The organism is Oceanicella sp. SM1341 (assembly GCF_003448965.1).
In the GTDB taxonomy this organism is placed as follows: domain Bacteria; phylum Pseudomonadota; class Alphaproteobacteria; order Rhodobacterales; family Rhodobacteraceae; genus Paroceanicella.
In genome coordinates this window covers 262,693-283,139 of sequence record NZ_QRGC01000003.1, presented here as the reverse complement: position 1 = coordinate 283,139, position 20,447 = coordinate 262,693, and the positions used below count along the sequence as shown (strand labels likewise).

20 protein-coding genes are annotated in these 20,447 nt (G+C 70.8%); 2 read left to right on the top strand and 18 right to left on the bottom strand.

The annotated features are described in order from the left end of the window. Nucleotides 1-35: 35 nt before the first annotated feature. Nucleotides 36-791, top strand: a complete 756-nt coding sequence (locus tag D3P35_RS05195; RefSeq protein WP_118133391.1) for an SDR family oxidoreductase — start codon at nucleotides 36-38, stop codon at nucleotides 789-791. Between the two features lie 398 nt (nucleotides 792-1,189). On the opposite strand, the gene trpB is transcribed toward D3P35_RS05195, so the two are convergent. The 16 genes from trpB to D3P35_RS05115 form a co-directional block, all read right to left on the bottom strand. Next, the gene (trpB, locus tag D3P35_RS05190; protein ID WP_118133390.1) at nucleotides 1,190-2,410 is read right to left on the bottom strand and encodes a tryptophan synthase subunit beta; all 1,221 of its coding nucleotides are present in this window, start codon (nucleotides 2,408-2,410) and stop codon (nucleotides 1,190-1,192) included. An 871-nt stretch (nucleotides 2,411-3,281) separates the two neighbouring features. Continuing rightward, complete coding sequence (locus tag D3P35_RS05185) at nucleotides 3,282-4,049, bottom strand: anti-sigma factor domain-containing protein (RefSeq protein WP_118133389.1); 768 nt, start codon at nucleotides 4,047-4,049, stop codon at nucleotides 3,282-3,284. Continuing rightward, nucleotides 4,046-4,576: a sigma-70 family RNA polymerase sigma factor gene (locus D3P35_RS05180; RefSeq protein WP_118133388.1), complete on the bottom strand. Its 531-nt coding sequence runs from the start codon at nucleotides 4,574-4,576 to the stop codon at nucleotides 4,046-4,048. Before D3P35_RS05180 ends, D3P35_RS05185 begins: the two co-directional genes overlap by 4 nt. A gap of 469 nt (nucleotides 4,577-5,045) precedes the next feature. Further along, on the bottom strand, nucleotides 5,046-5,687 hold the full coding sequence (locus D3P35_RS05175; RefSeq protein WP_118133387.1) for a phosphoribosylanthranilate isomerase: 642 nt from the start codon (nucleotides 5,685-5,687) through the stop codon (nucleotides 5,046-5,048). 4 nt (nucleotides 5,688-5,691) lie between these two features. Further along, nucleotides 5,692-6,027 (bottom strand): lipopolysaccharide assembly LapA domain-containing protein, encoded by a 336-nt coding sequence (locus D3P35_RS05170; protein ID WP_118133386.1) that lies wholly within the window; start codon nucleotides 6,025-6,027, stop codon nucleotides 5,692-5,694. A gap of 47 nt (nucleotides 6,028-6,074) precedes the next feature. Then, a complete protein-coding gene (gene ihfB, locus D3P35_RS05165) occupies nucleotides 6,075-6,356 on the bottom strand; it encodes an integration host factor subunit beta (RefSeq protein WP_118133385.1) in 282 nt (93 codons plus the stop codon). Between the two features lie 480 nt (nucleotides 6,357-6,836). Further along, nucleotides 6,837-8,525, bottom strand: coding sequence for a 30S ribosomal protein S1 (gene rpsA, locus D3P35_RS05160; RefSeq protein WP_118133384.1), 1,689 nt, complete (start codon nucleotides 8,523-8,525; stop codon nucleotides 6,837-6,839). Nucleotides 8,526-8,688: 163 nt separating this feature from the next. Beyond that, the gene (gene cmk / locus D3P35_RS05155; protein ID WP_118133383.1) at nucleotides 8,689-9,315 is read right to left on the bottom strand and encodes a (d)CMP kinase; all 627 of its coding nucleotides are present in this window, start codon (nucleotides 9,313-9,315) and stop codon (nucleotides 8,689-8,691) included. Next, nucleotides 9,312-10,661 (bottom strand): 3-phosphoshikimate 1-carboxyvinyltransferase, encoded by a 1,350-nt coding sequence (gene aroA / locus D3P35_RS05150; RefSeq protein ID WP_118133382.1) that lies wholly within the window; start codon nucleotides 10,659-10,661, stop codon nucleotides 9,312-9,314. The genes cmk and aroA overlap by 4 nt, the downstream gene beginning before the upstream one ends. 142 nt (nucleotides 10,662-10,803) lie before the next feature. Beyond that, complete coding sequence (gene trmB, locus D3P35_RS05145; RefSeq protein WP_118133381.1) at nucleotides 10,804-11,523, bottom strand: tRNA (guanosine(46)-N7)-methyltransferase TrmB; 720 nt, start codon at nucleotides 11,521-11,523, stop codon at nucleotides 10,804-10,806. Between the two features lie 208 nt (nucleotides 11,524-11,731). Further along, complete coding sequence (gene metK, locus D3P35_RS05140; RefSeq protein WP_118133380.1) at nucleotides 11,732-12,898, bottom strand: methionine adenosyltransferase; 1,167 nt, start codon at nucleotides 12,896-12,898, stop codon at nucleotides 11,732-11,734. A 77-nt stretch (nucleotides 12,899-12,975) separates the two neighbouring features. Beyond that, nucleotides 12,976-13,407 (bottom strand): helix-turn-helix domain-containing protein, encoded by a 432-nt coding sequence (locus D3P35_RS05135; RefSeq protein WP_118133379.1) that lies wholly within the window; start codon nucleotides 13,405-13,407, stop codon nucleotides 12,976-12,978. Nucleotides 13,408-13,556: 149 nt separating this feature from the next. Beyond that, entirely contained in the window at nucleotides 13,557-15,110 is a 1,554-nt protein-coding gene (lnt, locus tag D3P35_RS05130; RefSeq protein WP_232830390.1) for an apolipoprotein N-acyltransferase, read from the bottom strand. A 1-nt stretch (nucleotide 15,111) separates the two neighbouring features. Then, a complete protein-coding gene (locus D3P35_RS05125; protein WP_232830389.1) occupies nucleotides 15,112-15,903 on the bottom strand; it encodes a hemolysin family protein in 792 nt (263 codons plus the stop codon). 140 nt (nucleotides 15,904-16,043) lie between these two features. Beyond that, nucleotides 16,044-16,598, bottom strand: coding sequence for an rRNA maturation RNase YbeY (gene ybeY / locus D3P35_RS05120; protein ID WP_118133377.1), 555 nt, complete (start codon nucleotides 16,596-16,598; stop codon nucleotides 16,044-16,046). Further along, entirely contained in the window at nucleotides 16,591-17,607 is a 1,017-nt protein-coding gene (locus D3P35_RS05115) for a PhoH family protein (RefSeq protein ID WP_118133376.1), read from the bottom strand. Before D3P35_RS05115 ends, ybeY begins: the two co-directional genes overlap by 8 nt. A gap of 203 nt (nucleotides 17,608-17,810) precedes the next feature. Here D3P35_RS05115 and D3P35_RS05110 point away from each other — a divergent pair, with 203 nt between their 5' ends. Beyond that, nucleotides 17,811-18,392 carry a fasciclin domain-containing protein gene (locus D3P35_RS05110; RefSeq protein WP_370030180.1) on the top strand — a complete coding sequence of 194 codons (582 nt, stop codon included), beginning with the start codon at nucleotides 17,811-17,813 and terminating at the stop codon, nucleotides 18,390-18,392. A 99-nt stretch (nucleotides 18,393-18,491) separates the two neighbouring features. On the opposite strand, the gene D3P35_RS05105 is transcribed toward D3P35_RS05110, so the two are convergent. Continuing rightward, nucleotides 18,492-18,917, bottom strand: a complete 426-nt coding sequence (locus tag D3P35_RS05105; RefSeq protein WP_118133375.1) for a PACE efflux transporter — start codon at nucleotides 18,915-18,917, stop codon at nucleotides 18,492-18,494. Between the two features lie 151 nt (nucleotides 18,918-19,068). Then, complete coding sequence (miaB, locus tag D3P35_RS05100; protein ID WP_232830388.1) at nucleotides 19,069-20,388, bottom strand: tRNA (N6-isopentenyl adenosine(37)-C2)-methylthiotransferase MiaB; 1,320 nt, start codon at nucleotides 20,386-20,388, stop codon at nucleotides 19,069-19,071. Nucleotides 20,389-20,447 lie beyond the last annotated feature (59 nt).

Genomic DNA, 20,447 nt, shown 5'->3' with positions numbered 1-20,447 from the left:
CGCAGGCTTCCTCCGGGCTCGCAACGGAGGACGGCATGGAACTCGACGGCAGGACGATCATCATCACCGGCGCCAGCAGCGGCATCGGGGCGGCGGCGGCGCGGCTCTTCGCCCGGGAGGGCGCGCGGCTGGTGCTCTCGGCCCGGCGCGCGGGGCCGCTGGAGGCGGTGGCGCAGGAGATCCGCGCCGCGGGCGGCGAGGCCATCGCCCTGCCGGGCGACGTGACCGACCCCGCCCATGCGCCGGCCCTCACCGAAGCCGCACTGGCCCGGTTCGGCGCCCTGCACGGCGCGTTCAACAACGCAGGGCTGGTGGGCGCGCTCTCGCCCCTGCCGCAGATGGCGGAGGAGACCTGGGCCGAGGTGCTCGCCACCAATCTCACCAGCGCCTTCCTGCTCGCTCGCGCGCAGATCCCGGCGCTGCAGGCGGCGGGGGGCGGGGCGCTGGTGTTCACCGCGTCCTTCGTGGGGGTGAGCAACGGCGGGCTGCCCGGCATGGCGGCCTACGCGGCGGCGAAGGCGGGGCTGGTGGGGCTCACCCGGGCGCTCGCGGCCGAGCACGCGGCCGAGGCCATCCGCGTCACCGCGCTGCTCCCGGGCGGCACCCTCACCGCCATGGCGGGGGAGGACCCGGCCACGCATGCCTTCATCGCCGGCCTGCACCCGCTGAAGCGCCTCGCCCGGCCCGACGAGATCGCCCAGGCGGCGCTGTTCCTGCTCTCGGACCGCGCGAGCTTCCTCACCGGCAGCCCGGTGTTTGCCGATGGCGGCATGTCTGTGCGGCTGCTCTGAGGCGGCGTTAACCCTTCCGCGAGGTCATCCCCCGGGAAGAAAACGCACTTCCCGGCGCCGCCGCAGGCCCGTTAACCAGTTGCCAACAGGCAATTTTTCCTTGCGAAAGGATTACCGGAGCGCTCGCCGGCGCCCCGGTGACAGCCCCGGCACACCCGGGGCCCGCGGCGTCGCGGACTGCTCCCCCGGCCGCCGGCGATCATCGCGGCGGAGCGTGGCTGCGCGGCCGCCGAGGTCACCCGCGCTGCGGGGCTTGCATCCCGAAGCCGGGATGCCCGGGCCTTGCATGTCGGCGCCGAGGTGCCCGGTTGTTAGGTCTCCGCGCCGGTATGCCCGGTGCCCGCATCTCGAAACCGAGGTGCCCGGATCCTACATTTCAGCGCCGAGATGCTCGGATCTTACATTTCAGCGCCGAGGTGCTCGGCGACGGTGAAGATGTCCTTGTCGCCGCGGCCGCACATGTTCATCACCAGCAGGTGGTCCTTCGGCAGCTCGGGGGCGATCTTCGTCACATGCGCCAGCGCGTGGCTCGGCTCCAGCGCGGGGATGATGCCCTCGGTGCGGCAGGAGAGCTGGAAGGCCGCGAGCGCCTCCTTGTCGGTCACCGAGACATATTCCACCCGGCCCATGTCGTGCAGCCAGGAGTGCTCGGGCCCGATGCCCGGGTAGTCGAGCCCGGCCGAGATCGAGTGCCCCTCGAGGATCTGCCCGTCCTCGTCCTGCAGCAGATAGGTGCGGTTGCCGTGCAGCACGCCGGGGCGCCCGCCGGTGAGCGAGGCGGCATGCTCCATCCGGTCATCCACCCCGTGGCCGCCGGCCTCGACGCCGATGATGCGTACGCCCTTGTCGTCGAGGAACGGGTGGAAGAGGCCCATGGCATTGGAGCCGCCGCCGATGCAGGCCACGAGCGTGTCGGGCAGGCGGCCCTCCTGCTCGAGCATCTGCTCGCGGGTTTCCTTGCCGATGATCGACTGGAAGTCGCGCACCATGGCCGGGTAGGGGTGCGGGCCCGCCACCGTGCCGATGCAGTAGAACGTGTCGTCCACGTAGGTCACCCAGTCACGCAGCGCCTCGTTCATCGCGTCCTTCAGCGTGCCGCGGCCGGAGGTGACGGGCACCACCTCGGCGCCGAGCAGGCGCATGCGGAACACGTTGGGCTTCTGGCGCTCCACGTCGGTGGCGCCCATGAACACCACGCATTTCAGCCCGAAGCGGGCGCAGACGGTGGCGGTGGCCACGCCGTGCTGGCCGGCGCCGGTCTCGGCGATGATCCGGGTCTTGCCCATGCGGCGGGCGAGCAGGATCTGGCCCAGCACGTTGTTGATCTTGTGGGCGCCGGTGTGGTTGAGCTCGTCGCGCTTGAGGTAGATCTTCGCGCCGCCCAGCTCCTCGGTGAGGCGGGGGGCGAAGTAGAGCGGCGAGGGCCGGCCGACATAGTGCTTCCACAGGTCGTCCATCTCGGCCCAGAAGCCCGGGTCGCCCTTGGCGTGCTCGTAGCATTTCTCCAGCTCGAGGATCAGCGGCATCAGCGTTTCGGAGACGAACCGGCCGCCGAAATCGCCGAAGCGGCCGCGCTCGTCGGGGCCGGTCCGGAAGGAGTTGAGCAGGTCGGAAGTCATCGGGCCATCCTCGCGCAGTTTTCGCGCCTTCTTACCCCCTCGCGGGGGGCGGGGTCGATAGGAAATCCGCCTGCCGCCCGGCGTGGCACCGGCGGCGAGGCCCCGGCTCGGGGGCCGGGGCAGGGCGCGCGGGGCCGGTGCCGGGGGAGGGCCGAGGCAGAGGTCGGCGCGACGGGATCAGGCCGGACCGGCGGGATAGGGCCGGGGCCGCCGGCAGGGCGGATGGAGCGGCGGCGGGTGCCGGATGGACCGACTGTCCGGGCCGGGGCCGGGCAGCACGGGGCCGGCGCCGGACGGGTTGCACCAGGGGAGCGGTCGCCCGGGAGGCGGCCAGCGACGCGGACTCATCGGGGCGGCCCGGAGGGCGCCGGGGAGGCTGGTGGAGCATGTCCGGTGCCGGCGCCAGATGCCCGGCCGGGACAGGTGGGGCGGAAGCGGTCACATCCCGCGCCCCGCCGCCTTCGAAGCGCTGCCGCCGGGCCGCCACCGGCGGCCCGGCCCGGCCCAACGCGGAGCAGGCTCCCGGGCCCGCGGGGCGCGGGGGACAGCGGAGGGGCGGGAGGCCCACGCTCCGGCCCGATTATCAGCGCGGGGTGTCCGGTTCCTCGCCGGGCGACAGCGGCGAGGCCCCGGCTCGGGGCCGGGGCAGCGAGGGCGCGGGCGGCGGGCCGTGTCGACGGGGGAAGCGCGGCGGGCAGTGGCCAGACCTGGCCGGGGCGGACGCTCCGCGGGGTGTGGCAGCGGCAGCGAGGCCCCGGCGCGGGGGCCGGGGCAGCGGCGGGAACTGGCCGGCGCGGGCCGCGCTCCGGGTGGGGGAGGCGGAAGCGCGCGGTGAGGCGCGGGCGCGGGGGCGGCCCGCGCCGCGGGCGCTTCAGCGCGGGGGCGCCGCAGTGCCGATGCCCACGATCTCGCCGGTGGGGCCGCCGGTGGGCGAGCCGGTCTCCTCCTCGAGGGTGATCTCGTAGAGCTGGTCGGCCTGCGGGTCGGGCAGCGGCGGGCCCACGAGCGTGGTGGCCGAGGCGCGGGTGAGCAGGCCGAGCGACACCGGCGGGCCGTCGGGGTCGGGCTTGGTCCAGAGCTCCATCGCCCGGCCGGGCGGCAGGTCGATGTCGGCGAGCATGGTCACCTGCACCCGGTCGTCGTCGAAGGCCTCGACCATCACCACCGGCTGGCCGGCGGGGTCGAGCAGCACCGCCACCATGGCCGGCGGCGTGTTCTTCACCAGCTGCCAGCCCAGCAGCGCGGCGAGCACCAGGCTCGCGGCAATGCCCGCGAAAGCGGTGCGCCGCCAGCCGCGCGGGCTGCGGCGCGGGCCCGGGCGGGACGAAGTGCGGGTATCGGAGGGGCGGGCTTCGGGGCCGGTTTCGGGACGGGGGCCGGAGGCGGCGGGCGCCTCGGCCGGGGCTTCTGCCGGGGCTGCGGCGATGGCGGCGGTGATGCGCGGCCAGAGGTCGTCGGACACGTCCAGCCGGGGCGCGGTGGCGGAGAGCTCGGCGAAACGGTCCTCGGCGCGGGCGATGGCCCCGGCCAGGTCCGGCTCGCGGTCCGCGCGGGCGGCGAGGGCCGCGGCCTCGCTGTCGGGCAGCAGCCCGAGGGCGAAGGCGTCGGCGCGCTCGAGGTCTTCGGGGGTCACGCTCATCCCAGGCACTCCCTCAGGGCGGCGAGGCCGCGGCGCACCCAGGCCTTCACCGTGCCCAGCGGGGCGTCGAGCCTCCCGGCGATCTCGCCATGCGAATAGCCCAGCACGTAGGCCATCAGGATGCAACGCCGCTTCACCTCGTCGAGGCCGGAGAGGCAGCCGCGCAGCCGGCTGGCCTCGTCGAGCCCGTCCCAGCTGGCCGAGACCGGGTCGGTCTCGCGCATCGTGTCGATGTCCTCGGGCAGGGTGGGCAGCTCGCGGCCGGAATCGCGCAGGATGTTGAGCGCGCGGTTGCGCACGATGGTGTAGATCCAGCCGCGGGCCGAGCCGCGCTCGGGCATGTAGGTGTCGGCCTTGCGCCAGATCTGCACGAAGGCGTCCTGAACGGCCTCCTCGGCGAGGTCGCGGCGGCGCAGCACGCGCATCGCGATGCCGGTCATCCGGCCGGCCTCCTCGGTGAACAGCGCCTGCAGCGCAGACTGGTCCCCGGCGGCGCAGCGCTTCAGCGCCTCGGCATGGTCGAGCATGTAGGTTCCCCCGGTGCCCGTGCCCCGAGGCGGGGTGAGGTTCCGCGCCGGCACAGGTGTACTCCCCAACCGATACAATCGCGGGGCAGGGGCTGGCAAGGCCGTCGGCGGCCGGCAGGGGGTGCGAAGAGCGTGCATGTGAAGCAGGACACGCCGCCCCCCCGCTTCGGATGCGGCAACGCGGCTACAGCCGCGAAAGTTTTTCGCCCCGCGATGCATCCGCGGCGTTTTTGAGCGTGTACACCAATTGCGAGTTGTTGTTTCGTGGCGGCTGCGTAACCCCTGGTTGCAGTATGCTGCGGGGCGACGACGCGCATGCAGGGCCGGAATGTCCTGCGTCGTGTGTCGCGTTGCGTAACATGTGTAATGGTGTGTTTTCGCTTGTGTATCCGCCCCGTGTTCCGGGGCGGGCGACCGGGCCCCGCGAGGGGTCCGGTCGATTTTTGCCGGGGGGCAGGTCGCGCGGGGCTCAGAGGCCCCAGGCCTGCCGCGCGGCGGCCACGAAGGCGGCGATGCGGGCGGGGTCCTTCACGCCCGGCGCGCTTTCCACGCCGGAGGAGACATCGACCATCCGCGCCCCGGTGAGGCGGATCGCCTCGCCCACGGTCTCGGGCGTGAGGCCGCCGGCCAGCATCCAGGGCACCGGCCAGCGCCGGCCGGCGATCAGCCGCCAGTCGAAGGCGAGGCCGTTGCCGCCGGGCAGGGCGCCGCCGGCGGGGGGCTTGGCGTCGACCAGCAGCAGGTCGGCCACGCGGCCCTGGGCGGCGAGGCTGTCGAGGTCTTCCGGCCCGGCGATGCCGACGGCCTTCATCACCGGCAGGCCGAAGCGGCGGCGCACCTCGGCCACGCGCTCCGGGCTCTCGGACCCGTGCAGTTGCAGCATGTCCACGCCGAGTGCCGCGATGCGGTCCAGGGCCGCGTCATCGGCGTTCACGGTGAGGGCCACGCGCATCACGCCGGCCGGCACGGCAGCGAGCAGGGCGGCGGCCTCCGCGTCAGTCAGGTGGCGCGGGGATTTCGGGTAGAAGACGAAGCCGAGATGGGAGGCGCCGGCCTGCACCGCGGCCTCGATGGCCCCGGTGCTGCGCAGCCCGCAGATCTTCACGTGCATCGGCTCATTCCAGGATCGCCAGGACCTCGTCCTTCGGCGCGGCGTGGCGGCGGCGCAGCTCGGCGTTCTCGCGCTCGAGCTTCGCGATGATGCGCTTGCGCTCGGAGGCCTCGCGGCGCTGGCGCATCTCGCGGCCCCATTCGAGCACGTAGCCGAGGAAGACGCCCAGCAGCAGCGTGGCGAGGATGACGGCGAAGAGCGGCAGTCCGTAGCTGAGCTGGTAGATCCCCGCGAGCTGCTCGGGCATCAGGCGCAGGGTCACCATCTCCCGGTTCGCGACGGCCAGCAGGACAACGACGATCAGGATGATCGCGAGCAGGGCATAGCGGACATACCGCATAGGGGGTCTTCCTCATTCTTCCGCCGGGGCGCCCGCGGGCGGGGCGCTCAGGCGTCGTTCAGTCTTTCGCGCAGGAGCTTGCCGGTCTTGAAGAATGGCACGCGCTTTTCCTCGACCTCAACCGATTCGCCCGTGCGCGGGTTCCGCCCTATTCTGGCATCACGATGCTTCACGGAAAACGCGCCGAAGCCGCGCAGTTCGACGCGTTCGCCGCGGACGAGGGCGCTGGTGATCTCTTCGAAGATGGTCCCGACTATGCGCTCCACGTCCGACTGGTAGAGATGCGGATTTTCCTCCGCGATGATCTGGATCAGTTCGGATTTGATCATGCGACGACTTTCCTCCGGGGCGGCTAGACGCCTTCAGTCTTTTTTCTGAAGGCCGACGATGGCACGTAGCTTCACTTCCGTCAATTGCCACAAACCCCAGAAACCGGGGTAATTCAAGGCTTTGCGGTGCAGCGAAGGTCCAATTGCATCCCTGTGTTGCACCCCGGGGGCTGCGCGGCGTCACGAATCGGTGTCCGGCATGTCATGCGCGGGCATGAAAAGGGCGGCGCAATGCGCCGCCTTTTCCGAAATGCCGCCGGTACGGAATCCCCTCGCGAAGTACTCGCGGGCCGTCCGCCCGGCCGCTGGCGCCCCGGGCCGGGGGCCTTCGGTGACGGGCTTGTGACCGGCCGTGAAACGACGCCGGCCCCACGAGGGGGCCGGCGGTGGTCTCGTGCCAGCCCGGGGGCCGGCGTGATGCGGTGCCGGCCTTGCGGCCGGCGGTATCGCTTGCCGGCCCCTGGCGGGGCCGGCGGGCGATCACTCGTCGCCGGTGCGCTGCTTGAGCGCGGCGCCGAGGATGTCGCCGAGCGAGGCGCCGGAGTCGGAGGAACCGTACTGCTCGACGGCTTCCTTCTCCTCGGCGATCTCGCGCGCCTTGATCGACAGGCCCAGACGACGGGTGCCCTTGTCGATGTTGGTCACGCGGGCGTCCACCTTGTCGCCGACGGCGAAGCGCTCGGGGCGCTGGTCGGCACGGTCGCGGGCGAGGTCGGAGCGGCGGATGAAGGCCTTCATGCCGTCATACTCGACCTCGATGCCGCCGTCCTCGATCTTGGTGACCTCGACGGTGACGATCGCGCCACGCTTCACGCCGGCAGTCGCGTCGGCGAACGGGTCGCCGCCGAGCTGCTTGATGCCCAGCGAGATGCGCTCCTTCTCGACGTCCACGTCAAGCACCACCGCGCGGACGACATCGCCCTTGTGGTAGTCCTTCATCGCTTCCTCGCCGGACCGGTTCCAGTCGAGATCCGACAGGTGGACCATGCCGTCGATGTCGCCGTCCAGACCGATGAACAGACCGAACTCGGTGATGTTCTTGATCTCGCCCTCGACCTCGGTGCCGTTCGGGTAGGCTTCGGCGAAGTTGTCCCAGGGGTTGCCCTGGCACTGCTTCAGGCCGAGGCTGACGCGGCGCTTGGCGCTGTCCACGTCGAGCACCATGACCTCGACCTCCTGGGAGGTGGAGACGATCTTGCCCGGGTGGACGTTCTTCTTGGTCCAGGACATCTCGGAGACGTGGACGAGGCCCTCCACACCGGCTTCCAGCTCGACGAACGCGCCGTAGTCGGTGATGTTGGTGACCCGGCCGGTCCACTTGGAGCCGATCGGGAACTTGACCGCGACATTGTCCCACGGATCGGCCTGAAGCTGCTTCATGCCGAGGGAGATGCGCTGGGTCTCCTTGTTGATCTTCACGACCTGGACCTTCACGGTCTCGCCGATCGAGAGGATCTCGGAGGGGTGGTTGACGCGGCGCCAGGCCATGTCGGTGACGTGCAGCAGGCCGTCGACACCGCCGAGGTCCACGAACGCACCGTAATCGGTGATGTTCTTCACCACGCCCTCGACCACGTCACCCTCGGTGAGGCGGCCGACGATCTCGGCGCGCTGCTCGGCGCGGCTCTCTTCGAGCACGGCGCGGCGGGACACGACGATGTTGCCGCGGCGGCGGTCCATCTTCAGGATCTGGAACGGCTGGGGCATGCCCATCAGCGGGCCGGGGTCGCGCACGGGGCGGACATCGACCTGCGAGCCGGGCAGGAAGGCCACGGCGCCGCCGAGATCGACGGTGAAGCCACCCTTCACGCGGCCGAAGATGGCGCCCTCGACGCGCTCCTCGCCCTCGTAGGCCTTCTCCAGACGGTCCCAGGCTTCCTCGCGGCGGGCCTTGTCACGGCTGATGACGGCTTCGCCACGGGCGTTCTCGACCCGGTCGAGATACACCTCGACCTCGTCACCGATGTTGATTTCGGATTCGTGGCCGGGCTTCGAGAATTCCTTGAGGTCGACACGGCCTTCCATCTTGTAGCCGATGTCGATGATGGCCTGCCCGGCTTCGATAGCCAGGACGCGGCCCTTGACGACGGACCCTTCCTGAGGGGTCGCCAGTTCGAAGCTCTCGTTGAGGAGGGCCTCGAAGTCTTCCATGGAGGCGTTAGCGCTCATCCAGTAAATCTCCGATCATGTGGTTTTCGGGCCAGCCGGTTGGGTCCGGCGGTCTTTCGCGATGTCGTTGCCGGGAAGTGCCGGAAACAGGGTCTGAAACACGTAGAACGGCAGCAGGTATTCCGGGGCCCGGTGATCTCCGGAGCCCGTCTGCCCGCAGCCGTTACAGCTTCTTCGTTATCTCCGCCACTGCCTGTGTGACGGCCGCGTCTATAGACAATTCCGAGGTGTCTAGCAAGACCGCATCCTCGGCGCGCAGCATCGGGGCCACGTCGCGGGCGGAGTCGCGCAGGTCGCGTTGGCGCAGCTCGGAGGCCACCGCCTCCAATGTGGTGTCGGCGCCGGCGGCCTGCAACTCCTCGTAGCGGCGCTGCGCGCGCACCGCGTCGGAGGCGGTGACGAAGAGCTTCACCTCGGCCTCCGGGCAGATCACCGTGCCGATGTCGCGGCCGTCGAGCACCGCGCCGCCCTCGCGGCGGGCGAAGCGGCGCTGGAAGTCGAGCAGGGCGGCGCGCACCGCGGGCAGGGCGGCCACCTTGGAGGCGGTCTGCCCGGCGCGGGCCGAGCGCAGGTCATGCCGGGCGATATGCGCCTCGGTGAGCTCGCGCGCCACCTTCTCGGCCATCGCGGGGTCGATGATGCCCCGGCCGATCTCCAGCGCGCGGATGCCCACGGCGCGGTAGAGCAGCCCGGTGTCGAGATGGGCGAAGCCGAAATGCTCGGCCACGGCGCGGGAAATCGTGCCCTTGCCGGCGGCCGCCGGCCCGTCGATCGCGACAGTGAAGCTCATGAATTGCTCCGTGAGAGTGCCCCGCCGAGCCCGCCGATCAGCGCCTCGAAGGCGGGGAAGGAGGTGGCGATGGGGCTCGCGTCGTCCACCCGCACCGGGCTCTGCGCGCCGAGGCCGAGGCAGAGGAAGGACATGGCGATGCGGTGGTCGAGGTGGCTCGCCACCGTGGCGCCGCCGGGCACGCCGTCGGGGCCGCGGCCGTGGACGGTGAGCATGTCCTCCTCCTCCTCCACGGTGATGCCGCAGGCCTCGAGACCGCGGGCCATGGCGTCGATCCGGTCGCTTTCCTTCACCCGCAGCTCCTTCACGCCGCGCATCACCGTGGGCCCCTCGGCGAAGGCCGCGAGGGCGGAGAGCACCGGGAACTCGTCGATCATCGAGGCGGCGCGCTCGGGCGGCACCTCGACGCCGGTGAGGGGGGAGTGGCGCACGCGCAGGTCCGCCACCGGCTCGCCGCCCTCCTCGCGGCGGTTCTCGAAGGTGATGTCGGCGCCCATCTCCAGCAGGGTGGTGAACAGCCCGGCCCGGGTGGCGTTGAGCCCGATGCCCGGCACCAGCACCTCCGAGCCCGGCACGATCAGCGCAGCACAGACCGGGAAGGCGGCGGAGGAGGGGTCGCGCGGCACGGCGAGGGTCTGGGCGACCAGCTCCGGCTGGCCGGTGAGGGTGATGACGCGGCGCGGCCCGTCCTCCTCCACGCTGAGCTCGGCGCCGAAGCCGCGCAGCATGCGCTCGGTATGGTCGCGCGTCGCCTCGCGCTCGATCACCACGGTCTGGCCCGGCGCGTTGAGCCCGGCGAGCAGCACGGCGGATTTCACCTGCGCCGAGGGCACCGGCACCTCGTAGGTGACCGGCACGGGGTCGGCCGCACCGGTGAGGGTGAGGGGCAGGCGGCCGCCCTTGCGGCCGCGCGCCTCGGCGCCGAAGAGGGCCAGCGGGTCGGTCACCCGGCCCATGGGGCGCTTGCGCAGGCTCGCGTCGCCGGTGAAGGTGGCGGTGATCGGGCTGGTGGCCATCGCCCCCATGATCAGCCGCACGCCGGTGCCGGAATTGCCGCAGTCGATCACGTTGTCGGGCTCGGCGAAGCCGCCGGTGCCCACGCCGTGCACGCTCCACTCGCCCGGGCCCTGGCGCGCGACATCGGCGCCGAGGGCGCGCATCGCCTTCGCGGTGTCGAGCACGTCCTCGCCCTCGAGCAGGCCGGTCACCCGGGTTTCCCCCACCGCGAGCGCGCCGAGGATGAGCGCGCGGTGCGAGACCGACTTGTCGCCGGGAACCTCCGCAACCCCCTTCAGGGGCGGGGATTTCCGGGCCGTCATGGGAAGTGGGGTGCCGTGGCCGGACATGCGCGTTTCCATCCTTCGTGATCGTGGGATCTATAGCCGAGGGCCCGGCGCCGGTCCACCGCCCGCGTGCCCGCGCCAGCGCGCGCAGGCGCCAGCCGGAGCTCGGGAGGAACCGGCCGTCAGGCCGTCCGCCGGACTGCGCTCACAGCCGGCGGAAGGTGAGGTAATGCGGGGTGCGCTCCTCGCGGATGGCCTTGGCCTCGTAGCGGGTGCGGTGCCAGTCGGCCCAGGGCTCGCGCCAGTCGGCCGGGCGCTCGGCCAGCCACTCGAAATCGGGGCGGGCGCACATGTGCTCGAGCGTGTGGCGCACGTAGTCGGGGATGTCGGTGGCGACGCGGAAGATCGCGCCGGGTTTCAGCGCCCGGGCCAGCGGGTCGACGAACTCGGGGTTCACGAAGCGGCGGCGGTGGTGGCGCTTCTTCGGCCAGGGGTCGGGGTAGAGCAGGAAGGCGCGGTCGATCGAGGCTTCGGGCAGCACGTCGAGCAGGTCGCGCGCGTCACCCGCGTGCACGCGGATGTTGTCGATCTCCTCGCGCGCCATCTGCGAGAGGAACATCGCCACGCCGTTCACGTAGGGCTCGCAGCCGATGATGCCCACGTCGCGGTTGGCCGCGGCCTGGGCGAGCATGTGCTCGCCGCCGCCGAAGCCGATCTCCAGCCACAGCGGCCGGCCGTCAGCGAAGAGCGCGCCGGGGTCGATCGCGGCCCGGGCGGGGTTTTCCGCCCAGGTCACGCCGCGGGGGGCGATCTCCTGCAGGGTGGTCTGCATGTGCTGCTTCTGGCCGGAGCGCAGGGTCTTGCCGTGGCGCCGTCCGTAGAAATTGCGCCAGGGGGCGCCGTCTTCACGGGTGGGTTCGGTCACGGCTCTGTCTCCTGGCTGCTGCGGCTCTCGGGGCGCACCTAGCCGCCCGGGGCGGGCCTGTCCAGCCCCCGCGGGGCCGCGGCGGGCGCGAAAAGGGCGCCCGGGAGGGTCCGGGCGCCCTTTTCGGGTCGTGCGGGGCAGGTGGCCGGGGGCAGGCCCCCGGCGCGAAGGCAAGCGCCCGGGGGGGCCCGGGCGCCGGCCCTGTCCGTCAGAGGGCCGCGTGCAGCGCGTCGACGAGGTCGGTCTTCTCCCAGGAGAAGCCGCCGTCCGCCTCCGGGGCGCGGCCGAAATGGCCGTAGGCCGCGGTGCGCTCGAAGATCGGCCGGTTGAGCTGCAGGTGCTCGCGGATGCCGCGGGGCGTGAGGTTCATCGCCTTGGCGACGGCCTTCTCGATGGCGGCCTCGTCCGCGGTGCCGGTGCCGAAGGTGTCGACGTAGATCGACAGCGGCTTCGAGACGCCGATGGCGTAGGAGAGCTGCAGCACGCATTTGGTGGCGAGCCCCGCGGCGACGATGTTCTTCGCCAGGTAGCGCGCGGCATAGGCGGCCGAGCGGTCGACCTTGGTGGGGTCCTTGCCGGAGAAGGCGCCGCCGCCGTGGGGCGCGGCCCCGCCGTAGGTGTCGACGATGATCTTGCGCCCGGTGAGGCCCGCGTCACCGTCCGGCCCGCCGATCACGAACTTGCCGGTGGGGTTCACGTGCCACTCGGTGGCGTTGGTGAGCCAGCCCTCGGGCAGCACTTCGCGGATGTAGGGGGTGACGATGTCCTGCACGTCGGCCGAGGTGAGCGACGGGTCGATGTGCTGGGTCGAGAGCACGATGGAGGTGACCTCCACCGGCTTGCCGTCGCGGTAGCGCAGGGTGAGCTGCGATTTCGCGTCGGGGCCGAGCTTGGGCTCGGTGCCGTCCTTGCGCACCTCGGCCAGGCGGCGGAGGATGGCGTGGGAATAGTGGATGGGCGCGGGCATCAGCTCGGGCGTCTCGTCGACGGCGAAGCCGAACATGATGCCCTGGTCGCCGGCGCCTTCATCCTTGTTGCCGGCGCTGTCGACGCCCTGGGCGATGTCGGCGGACTGGGCGTGGAGGTAGCTGTCCACCTTCATGTTGGCCCAGTGGAAACCGTCCTGCTCGTAGCCGATGTCGCGCACGCACTCGCGGGCGATCTCCTCGACGCGGGCGATCACCTCGCCGGGGCCGCGGACCTCGCCACCGATGGTGACGCGGTCTGTGGTCGCGAAGGTCTCGCAGGCGACGCGGGAGTAGGGATCGGCGGTCATGAACGCGTCGAGCACGGCATCGGAGATCCGGTCACACACCTTGTCCGGATGACCTTCTGATACCGATTCGGAGGTAAAGAGATAGTCAGAACGAGCCAAAAAACGACCCTCCTCGAGATGTCAGAGACGCCCCGCATGGCGCGGGCTCAAGTACTAGTGGGTTGATGCGGGTGGGGTCAATCGCCGTTTGCCGTGCGGGGAAGCCCGCCGGAATCGTCGCGGATGTCGACCGCGAGGGTCTTCACCAGCTCGACGATGCGCTTGCGCGTGGCCCTGTCCTTGATCGAGGAGAAGGCGGTGTTGAGCGCCATGCCCTCGGAGGTGGACACGAAATCGGTCACCGCCGTGGCCGGAACCCCGTCACCGGACTGGTTCTCGTCGCCCTCGAGCCCTTCGAAGAAATACCCGACATGGACCATGAGGACGCGGGAAATCTCGTACAGGCGGCTGGCGCCGATCCTGTTGGTTCCCTTTTCGTATTTCTGGATCTGCTGGAACGTGACCCCCAGCTCGGCCCCGAGACGCTCCTGGCTCATCCCCACCATGAGGCGGCGAAACCGCAGCCGGCTGCCCACGTGAATATCAATGAGATTGGCTGATGATAGCATAATGAACGCACCTTCGCTCCTGACTGCCCGGGGCGCGGCTCCACGGGTCAGCAAATTTCAGATAATATAAAAAATTGGTAACAGAACCTTACCAAAACCCGGAGAAAACTATGCAGCCCCCCGGTAGCCGTCAACGTGCATGCAAATAACTATTGTTCAAATTTCCGACATAATACGATGCCAGTCAAGCCGAGAAATACAACCAGTGCCACCCATGGCAGGTCCCCGGCACGCGCGTACAGCGTTGGCCCGAGTGGGGCCGGCAGTTCGGTATCGACATAACCCTGTTCCAGGAGGGGGCGTTTGGCAACGATTCTTCCCATCGGGTCGATCATCGCCGAGATTCCGGTGTTCGCGGCCCGGGCGAAGGGCAGGCCCTGCTCGATTGCACGCATCCGCGCCTGGGCGAAGTGCTGGTAGGGGCCGGCGCTCGATCCGAACCAGGCGTCATTGGTGATCTGGACGATCCATTCGGGGCGGCGGTCGGCCTGCATCTCGTGCGGGAAGATCGCCTCGTAGCAGATCAGCGGCAGGAAATCCGGCACGCCGGGCAGCGACATCACCACCGGGCCCGGCCCGGGGCTGAAGCTGCCGCCGACGAAGCCCTCGAGGCCGAGCCCGGCCAGCAGCCCGTTGAGCGGTACGTATTCGCCGAAGGGCACGAGGTGGTGCTTGTCGTAGCTGCCGAGGATGGCGCCGGAGGCATCGAGCGCGAAGAGCGAATTGCTCCAGATCCGCCGGCCGCGCGGGCCCTCGTCGACCTTGCGCGCGCCCACGATCACCGGCGCGCCCTGTGCCGAGCTCGCGATGGCGAGCCGGGCGCGGGGGTCTTCGGCCAGCAGCCAGGGCACCGCGGTCTCGGGCCAGATCACCACGCCGGGAGTGACCGGGCCGGGGGCATTGCTGAGCGTGCGCAGGCGCTCGAAGAACACCGGGATCAGGTCGCCGCGCCATTTCTCGTTCTGCGGGGCGTTGGGCTGGACCATGCGCACCACGAAGGGGGTTTCGCGCTGGGGTGCCGGCGCGGCGAGCCGGGCGCTGCCCCAGGCCCAGCCGGCGGCGAGGAGGGCGAGGGCGGCGAGCGGAACCGCGATGCGCGTGGCCCCGCGGCCGCGCAGGGCGATGAGGGGTGCGCCGCTCACCGCGAGGCCGAGGAAGCCCAGCATGTGCGGGCCGAAGAGCGAGGCCGTCTGCGCCAGCGGGGTCTCGACCCAGGCATAGCCGGGCAGGGCCCAGGGAAAGCCGGTGAGCACGTGGGAGCGGGCGTATTCGGAGAGGGTCCAGAGGGCGGCGATGGCGAGCAGGCGCCAGGGCCCGGCGAGGCGCAGCCGCGCCGCGACCCAGAACGGCAGGGCCCAGAACAGCGCCAGCCCGCCGGCGAGGCCGAGGATGGCGAAGGGCGCCATCCAGCCGTGCCGGGCGATGTCGACGAGGAAGGCCTCGGCGATCCAGTAGAGGCCGGTGGCGAAGAAGCCGGTGCCCGCGGCCCAGGCCGTCCAGCCTGCCTGCACGGGCCGGGTGACCGAGCCGGTGAGCATCAGCAGCAGCGGGACGGCGAGGAAGCACAGCGGCCAGAGCGAGAGCGGCGGCTGCGCGAGGGTGAGCGCCACGCCGCAGGCGAAGGCGAGGCCGAGCCGCGGCCAGCGGCCGAGCCCGGCCGGCCAGGCGGCGGGGCGCGGGGCGGTCTCTGACAGGGTGGTCACGCTATTCCGCGGCCCTCGGCACTGCCGTGTCGCTGCGCAGCCGCACGCGCAGCCGCTTGATGTGGCGGGCGTCGGCGTCGATGACCTCGAACTCGTGGCCGGCGGGATGGGTGATCACCTCGCCGCGCTCGGGCACCCGGCCGCAGAGCATGAAGACGAGGCCGCCCAGCGTGTCGATGTCCTCGCCGGTTTCCTCGTCGAGCAGGGCCAGGCCGATGGCCTCCTCGAACTCGGAGAGCTCGGCGCGGCCGAGGGCGATGTAGACCCCGGGGCTCTCGAGCCGCCAGGGCACGGGGTCCTCCACGTCATGCTCGTCCTCGATCTCGCCGACGATCTGCTCGACCAGGTCCTCGAAGGTGATGAGCCCGTCCACGCCGCCGTATTCGTCGATCACCAGGGCCATGTGGCAGCGCTCGCGCTGCATCTTCTGCAGCAGCACGAAGAGCGGCATGGAGGCCGGGATGTAGAGCATCGGGCGCAGCAGGTCGCGGATGGCGAACTCGGGCTTGCCGGCGCCGAAGCCGCAGCGCAGCGCGAGATCCTTGAGGTGGAGGAAGCCCAGCGGGTCGTCCAGCATCTCGTGGTAGACCGGAAGGCGGGTCATCGCGGTCTCGCGGAACACCTCGATGAGGTCCTCCGGGGCGATGTCGTCGGGCACGGCGATGATGTCCGCGCGCGGAATGGCGATGTCGTGCACCCGCTTGTCGCGCATTTCGCGCAGGTTCACGATCATGTCGCGGGAGCCGGAGGTGTCAGCCTCTCCGGCGGGGGTGTCCTCGTCCTCGTCCTCCATCTCCTCGCGGCGCCCGAAGATGCGCGCGAGGAGGGAGGGACTGTGACCGTCTTCGGACGGGGCGTGTCCGTTCTGCGGTCTCTCGCCGCCTTCTTCAGCAAGCGAAGGCGTCTGCGAAGGCGCTCCGGCGTCGTTTCCGGTCATGGCTCCTGCCTGGTAAGAAACGCCTCTTCGGCGTCGGGAAGCGTATATGGGTCGGGCAGCCCCATGCTGACAAGGGTCTCGCTCTCGATCCCCTCCATCAGCGCGGCATCTGCCTCGGTCTCGTGATCATAGCCCAGAAGATGGAGCGTGGCATGCAGGATCAGGTGCAGGATGTGATCTTCCGCACGTTTTTCCTGCTCCATCGCCTCGCGCAGGGCGGTCTCGTAGGAAAGCGCTATGTCGCCGAGGGAATCCGGCTCGCCCGGCAGGGGCTCGGGCGGCAGCCAGGGCACCTCGCCGGCGCTCTCGGGCGCGAGCTCGTAGGCCGGCCAGGACAGCACGTTGGTGGGCTTGTCGCGGCCGCGGAACTCGGCGTTGAGCTCGGTGATGCGCGCATCGCCGCAGGCCAGCAGGCTGATGCCGTAGCCCTCGGGGGCGAGGCCGACGGCGTCGAGCGCGGCGCGGGCCGCGCGCTCGGCGATCCCCGCCAGCGGCGGGGTGAAGGTCACCCAGCGGTCATCCTCGACAACCAGTTCGACAAGGTCAGCCATCCCTCGCCCGATCATTGTCACGCTCGTAGGCGTCGATGATGCGGGCCACCAGCGGGTGGCGCACCACGTCGACGGAGCGGAAGCGGGTGAAGGCCACGCCCTCCACCCCGGTGAGCACGCGCTCGGCCTCGATGAGCCCGGATTTCACCCCGCGCGGCAGGTCGATCTGGCTGGTGTCGCCGGTGATCGCCATGCGCGAGCCCTCGCCGAGGCGGGTGAGGAACATCTTCATCTGCATCTCGGTGGCGTTCTGCGCCTCGTCCAGCACCACGGCGGCGTTGGACAGGGTGCGGCCGCGCATGAAGGCCAGCGGCGCGATCTCGATGGTCTTTTCCTCGAGCATCTTCTGCACCTGCTTGGAGGGCAGGAAATCGTTCAGCGCGTCGTAGAGCGGCTGCATGTAGGGGTCGACCTTCTCCTTCATGTCGCCGGGCAGGAAGCCGAGGCGCTCGCCGGCCTCCACGGCCGGGCGGGAGAGGATGATGCGGTCGATCCCGCCCTCGAGATACATCGACACGGCGGCGGCCACGGCGAGGTAGGTCTTGCCGGTGCCCGCGGGGCCGAGGCCGAACACCAGCTCGTTGGCGAAGAGCTGGCGCACGTAGTCCTTCTGCGCGGGCGTGCGCGGCTCGACCACCTTCTTGCGGGTGCGGATCTCGACGGCGCCGCCGGCGAACATCTCCATCTGCCCGTCGGGGCGGGCGCGCGGCTCGTCGCGCGGCATGCGCATGGCCGCGTCGATGTCGCCCGGCTCCACCGGGCGGCCCTGCTCGAGCCGCGCGTAGAGGGCGCGCAGCAGCTGGTCGCCGCGCTTTCGCTCGGCCTCCTCGCCGAGCAGCAACAGCACGTTGCCGCGCCGCACGATCGAGATGCCCAGCAGCTGTTCGATGCGCGCGAGGTTTCGATCGAACTCTCCGCACAGGTCGATGAGCAGGCGGTTGTCAGGAAACTCGACGAGCGTCTGGTGCTGCTCGTCCGCCGTCGGGGGGGTCAGGGCGTGTGTCGCCAAAGGGTCTCCGTCGGGATCCGTGTTTCAATGTCTCCGATGGTGTCAAAGCCCCGGCCGGGGCGCAAGGAAAATCACGCGGGCCGCCCCCTCCGGGGGCGCCGGGCCGCGGCGGCAGGAGCGGTGAAATTTCTTTTGCCCCGGGTGCATCCGATCGGCCCCCTCGCTGCGTAATGGCTTCAGAACAACGACCAAGGGAGAGGCTCATGACCCGTAAATTCACCGCCGCAGCGCTGCTGGGAGGGCTCGTGCTCGTCGCCGGCTGCTCCGACGACATGATGATGTCGAAGGGCATGGACGAGCAGACCGTGATGGTCGGCGGCGCGCCGATGTACCCGTCGAAGACCATCGTGGAAAATGCCGTCAATTCGGCCGATCACACCACGCTGGTGGCCGCGGTGAAGGCCGCCGGGCTGGTGGACACGCTGAACGGGCCCGGGCCCTTCACGGTGTTCGCCCCCACAAATGCCGCCTTCGAGAAGCTGCCGACCGGCACTGTCGACACGCTGCTGGAGCCGGCGAACAAGCCGATGCTCACGAAGATCCTCACCTATCACGTGGTGCCGGGGCGGGTGTCGGAGGCCGAGCTGAAGGCCGCGATCATGGCCCAGGGCGGCACGGCCACGCTCACCACCGTGGCGGGCGACCCGCTGACCGCGAAGATCGCGCCGGACAACACGGTCCATGTCTTCGACGAGCAGGGCAACATGGCCATCGTGACCACGCCTGACGTGTTCCAGTCGAACGGCGTGATCCACGTCGTCGACACCGTTCTGCTGCCGGAATAACAGACCCCCCTGGTTCCGGTATCAGATGGGGTCCGCTCCGGGCAGGGCGGACCCCGCATTTCCGCAGCCGCCACCCCCCGGGCGGCTGCGGAACCCCCTTCAGCCGCGGCGCGGACCGGCGAGGGGGAAGAGCGTGTCCCAGGCCCAGTTGAAGGCGAAGGCGTAGACCAGGTAGAAGGCCGCGAAGCCGAGGTCCATCACCAGCGCCTGCCACAGGCTGACGCCGAGCTGCCAGGCGATGTAGGGCATCAGCACCGCGAGCAGCCCGATCTCGAACAGCACCGCGTGCCCGGCACGCAGCCAGAACGGCCGCCGCAACCCGCCGGTGAGCCGGCGCTGCGCATGGTCGAAGCCGAGGTTGAAGACGTAGTTCCAGAAGGTGGCGATGCTGGCGCTCACCAGCGCCACGAGGCCGATCTCGTGCAGCGGCAGGCCGAAGGCGAGCGTGCCCAGCGGCGTTACGAGCGCGAGCCCGATGATCTCGAAGGTGACGGCATGGCGGATGCGCTCGGACGTGCTGCGCATGGGGCTTCTCCCGGGGTCAGGGCCCGGCGCGCCTCCGCGGCCGGGCATGTGAGCCGGGCCGTCCCGGAGGGGGTGCCCGCCGGCGGCGGGGGAGGTCGTCCTCGCGTATGCCGCGGATATGGGGCCGCGGCGGGGGTTTCTCAAGAGGTGCTCAGACCAGCCGGCCGGCGAGCGAGTTCGGGCCGGCGTGCAGGATCTCGGCGGTCACCATCTCGCCGCGCAGGGCCTCGGGCGCGTCGAGGAACACCGACTGCAGGTAGGGCGAGCGGCCGACGAGCTGGCCCGGCTCGCGCCCCGGCTTCTCCAGCAGCACCGGCAGGCGGCGGCCCACCATCGAGGCCTGGAACTCGGCCTGGTGCTCGGAGAGCAGGGCCTGCAGGCGGGTGAGCCGGTCTGCCGCCTCGGCATCGGGCACCAGCGCGCGGCCGGCGGCGGGCGTGCCCGGGCGGGCCGAGTAGCGGAAGGAATAGGCCTGAGCGTAGCGCACCTCGCGGCAGAGCGCGAGCGTGTCCTGGAAATCCGCCTCGGTTTCGCCGGGGAAGCCGACGATGAAATCGCCCGACATGGCGATGTCGGGGCGGGCGGCGCGGATGCGCTCGATCAGGCGCAGGTAGCCCTCGGCGGTGTGCTTGCGGTTCATCGCCTTCAGCACCCGGTCGGAGCCGGCCTGCACGGGCAGGTGCAGGTAGGGCATGAGCTTTTCCACCTCGCCATGCGCGGCGATCAGGTCGTCGTCCATGTCGTTGGGGTGGGAGGTGGTGAAGCGGATGCGGTCGAGCCCGTCGATCTCCGCCAGCGCGCGGATCAGCCGGGCGAGCGACCAGGTGCCGCCCTCCGCCGCGCCGTGATAGGCGTTCACGTTCTGGCCGAGGAGGGTGATCTCGCGCACGCCGCGCTCCACCAGGTCACGCGCCTCGGCGAGGATGCGCCCGGCCGGGCGCGAGACCTCGGCGCCGCGGGTGTAGGGCACCACGCAGAAGGCGCAGAACTTGTCGCAGCCCTCCTGCACGGTGAGGAAGGCGGCGGGCGCGCGCCGGGCCTTCGGGCCGCGCGGCAGGTGCTCGAACTTGTCTTCCTCGGGGAAATCGGTGTCGAGCGCCTTCTCGCCGGCCTCGACCCTGCGTGCCATCGCGGGCAGGCGGTGATAGGCCTGCGGGCCGACCACGAGGTCGACCAGCGGCTGGCGGCGCATGATCTCCTCGCCCTCGGCCTGGGCGACACAGCCGGCGACGCCGATCCTGAGGTCGGGGCGGGCGGTCTTGAGCGGGCGCAGGCGGCCGAGCTCGGAATACACCTTCTCGGCGGCCTTCTCGCGGATGTGGCAGGTGTTGAGCAGGATCATGTCGGCGTCCTCCGCCCGGTCCGTGCTCTCGTAGCCTTCCGCGCCCATGGCCGCGGCCATGCGCTCGCTGTCGTAGACGTTCATCTGACAGCCGTAGGTCTTCACGAAAAGTTTCTTCGGAGCGGACACGCCGAACCCTCCCTGAAACGATCCGGCCCGCGGGGGCCGGCTCATAAAACGAAACCAGC

Bases quoted from the DNA above. Each gene is read 5' to 3' on its own strand.
- D3P35_RS05195 (WP_118133391.1), top strand. From the start codon at position 36: ATGGAACTCGACGGCAGGACGATCATCATCACCGGCGCCAGCAGCGGC.
- trpB (WP_118133390.1), bottom strand. From the start codon at position 2,410: ATGACTTCCGACCTGCTCAACTCCTTCCGGACCGGCCCCGACGAGCGC.
- D3P35_RS05185 (WP_118133389.1), bottom strand. From the start codon at position 4,049: ATGAGCGTGACCCCCGAAGACCTCGAGCGCGCCGACGCCTTCGCCCTC.
- D3P35_RS05180 (WP_118133388.1), bottom strand. From the start codon at position 4,576: ATGCTCGACCATGCCGAGGCGCTGAAGCGCTGCGCCGCCGGGGACCAG.
- D3P35_RS05175 (WP_118133387.1), bottom strand. From the start codon at position 5,687: ATGCACGTGAAGATCTGCGGGCTGCGCAGCACCGGGGCCATCGAGGCC.
- D3P35_RS05170 (WP_118133386.1), bottom strand. From the start codon at position 6,027: ATGCGGTATGTCCGCTATGCCCTGCTCGCGATCATCCTGATCGTCGTT.
- ihfB (WP_118133385.1), bottom strand. From the start codon at position 6,356: ATGATCAAATCCGAACTGATCCAGATCATCGCGGAGGAAAATCCGCAT.
- rpsA (WP_118133384.1), bottom strand. From the start codon at position 8,525: ATGAGCGCTAACGCCTCCATGGAAGACTTCGAGGCCCTCCTCAACGAG.
- cmk (WP_118133383.1), bottom strand. From the start codon at position 9,315: ATGAGCTTCACTGTCGCGATCGACGGGCCGGCGGCCGCCGGCAAGGGC.
- aroA (WP_118133382.1), bottom strand. From the start codon at position 10,661: ATGTCCGGCCACGGCACCCCACTTCCCATGACGGCCCGGAAATCCCCG.
- D3P35_RS05135 (WP_118133379.1), bottom strand. From the start codon at position 13,407: ATGCTATCATCAGCCAATCTCATTGATATTCACGTGGGCAGCCGGCTG.
- D3P35_RS05125 (WP_232830389.1), bottom strand. From the start codon at position 15,903: ATGGAGGACGAGGACGAGGACACCCCCGCCGGAGAGGCTGACACCTCC.
- ybeY (WP_118133377.1), bottom strand. From the start codon at position 16,598: ATGGCTGACCTTGTCGAACTGGTTGTCGAGGATGACCGCTGGGTGACC.
- D3P35_RS05110 (WP_370030180.1), top strand. From the start codon at position 17,811: ATGACCCGTAAATTCACCGCCGCAGCGCTGCTGGGAGGGCTCGTGCTC.
- D3P35_RS05105 (WP_118133375.1), bottom strand. From the start codon at position 18,917: ATGCGCAGCACGTCCGAGCGCATCCGCCATGCCGTCACCTTCGAGATC.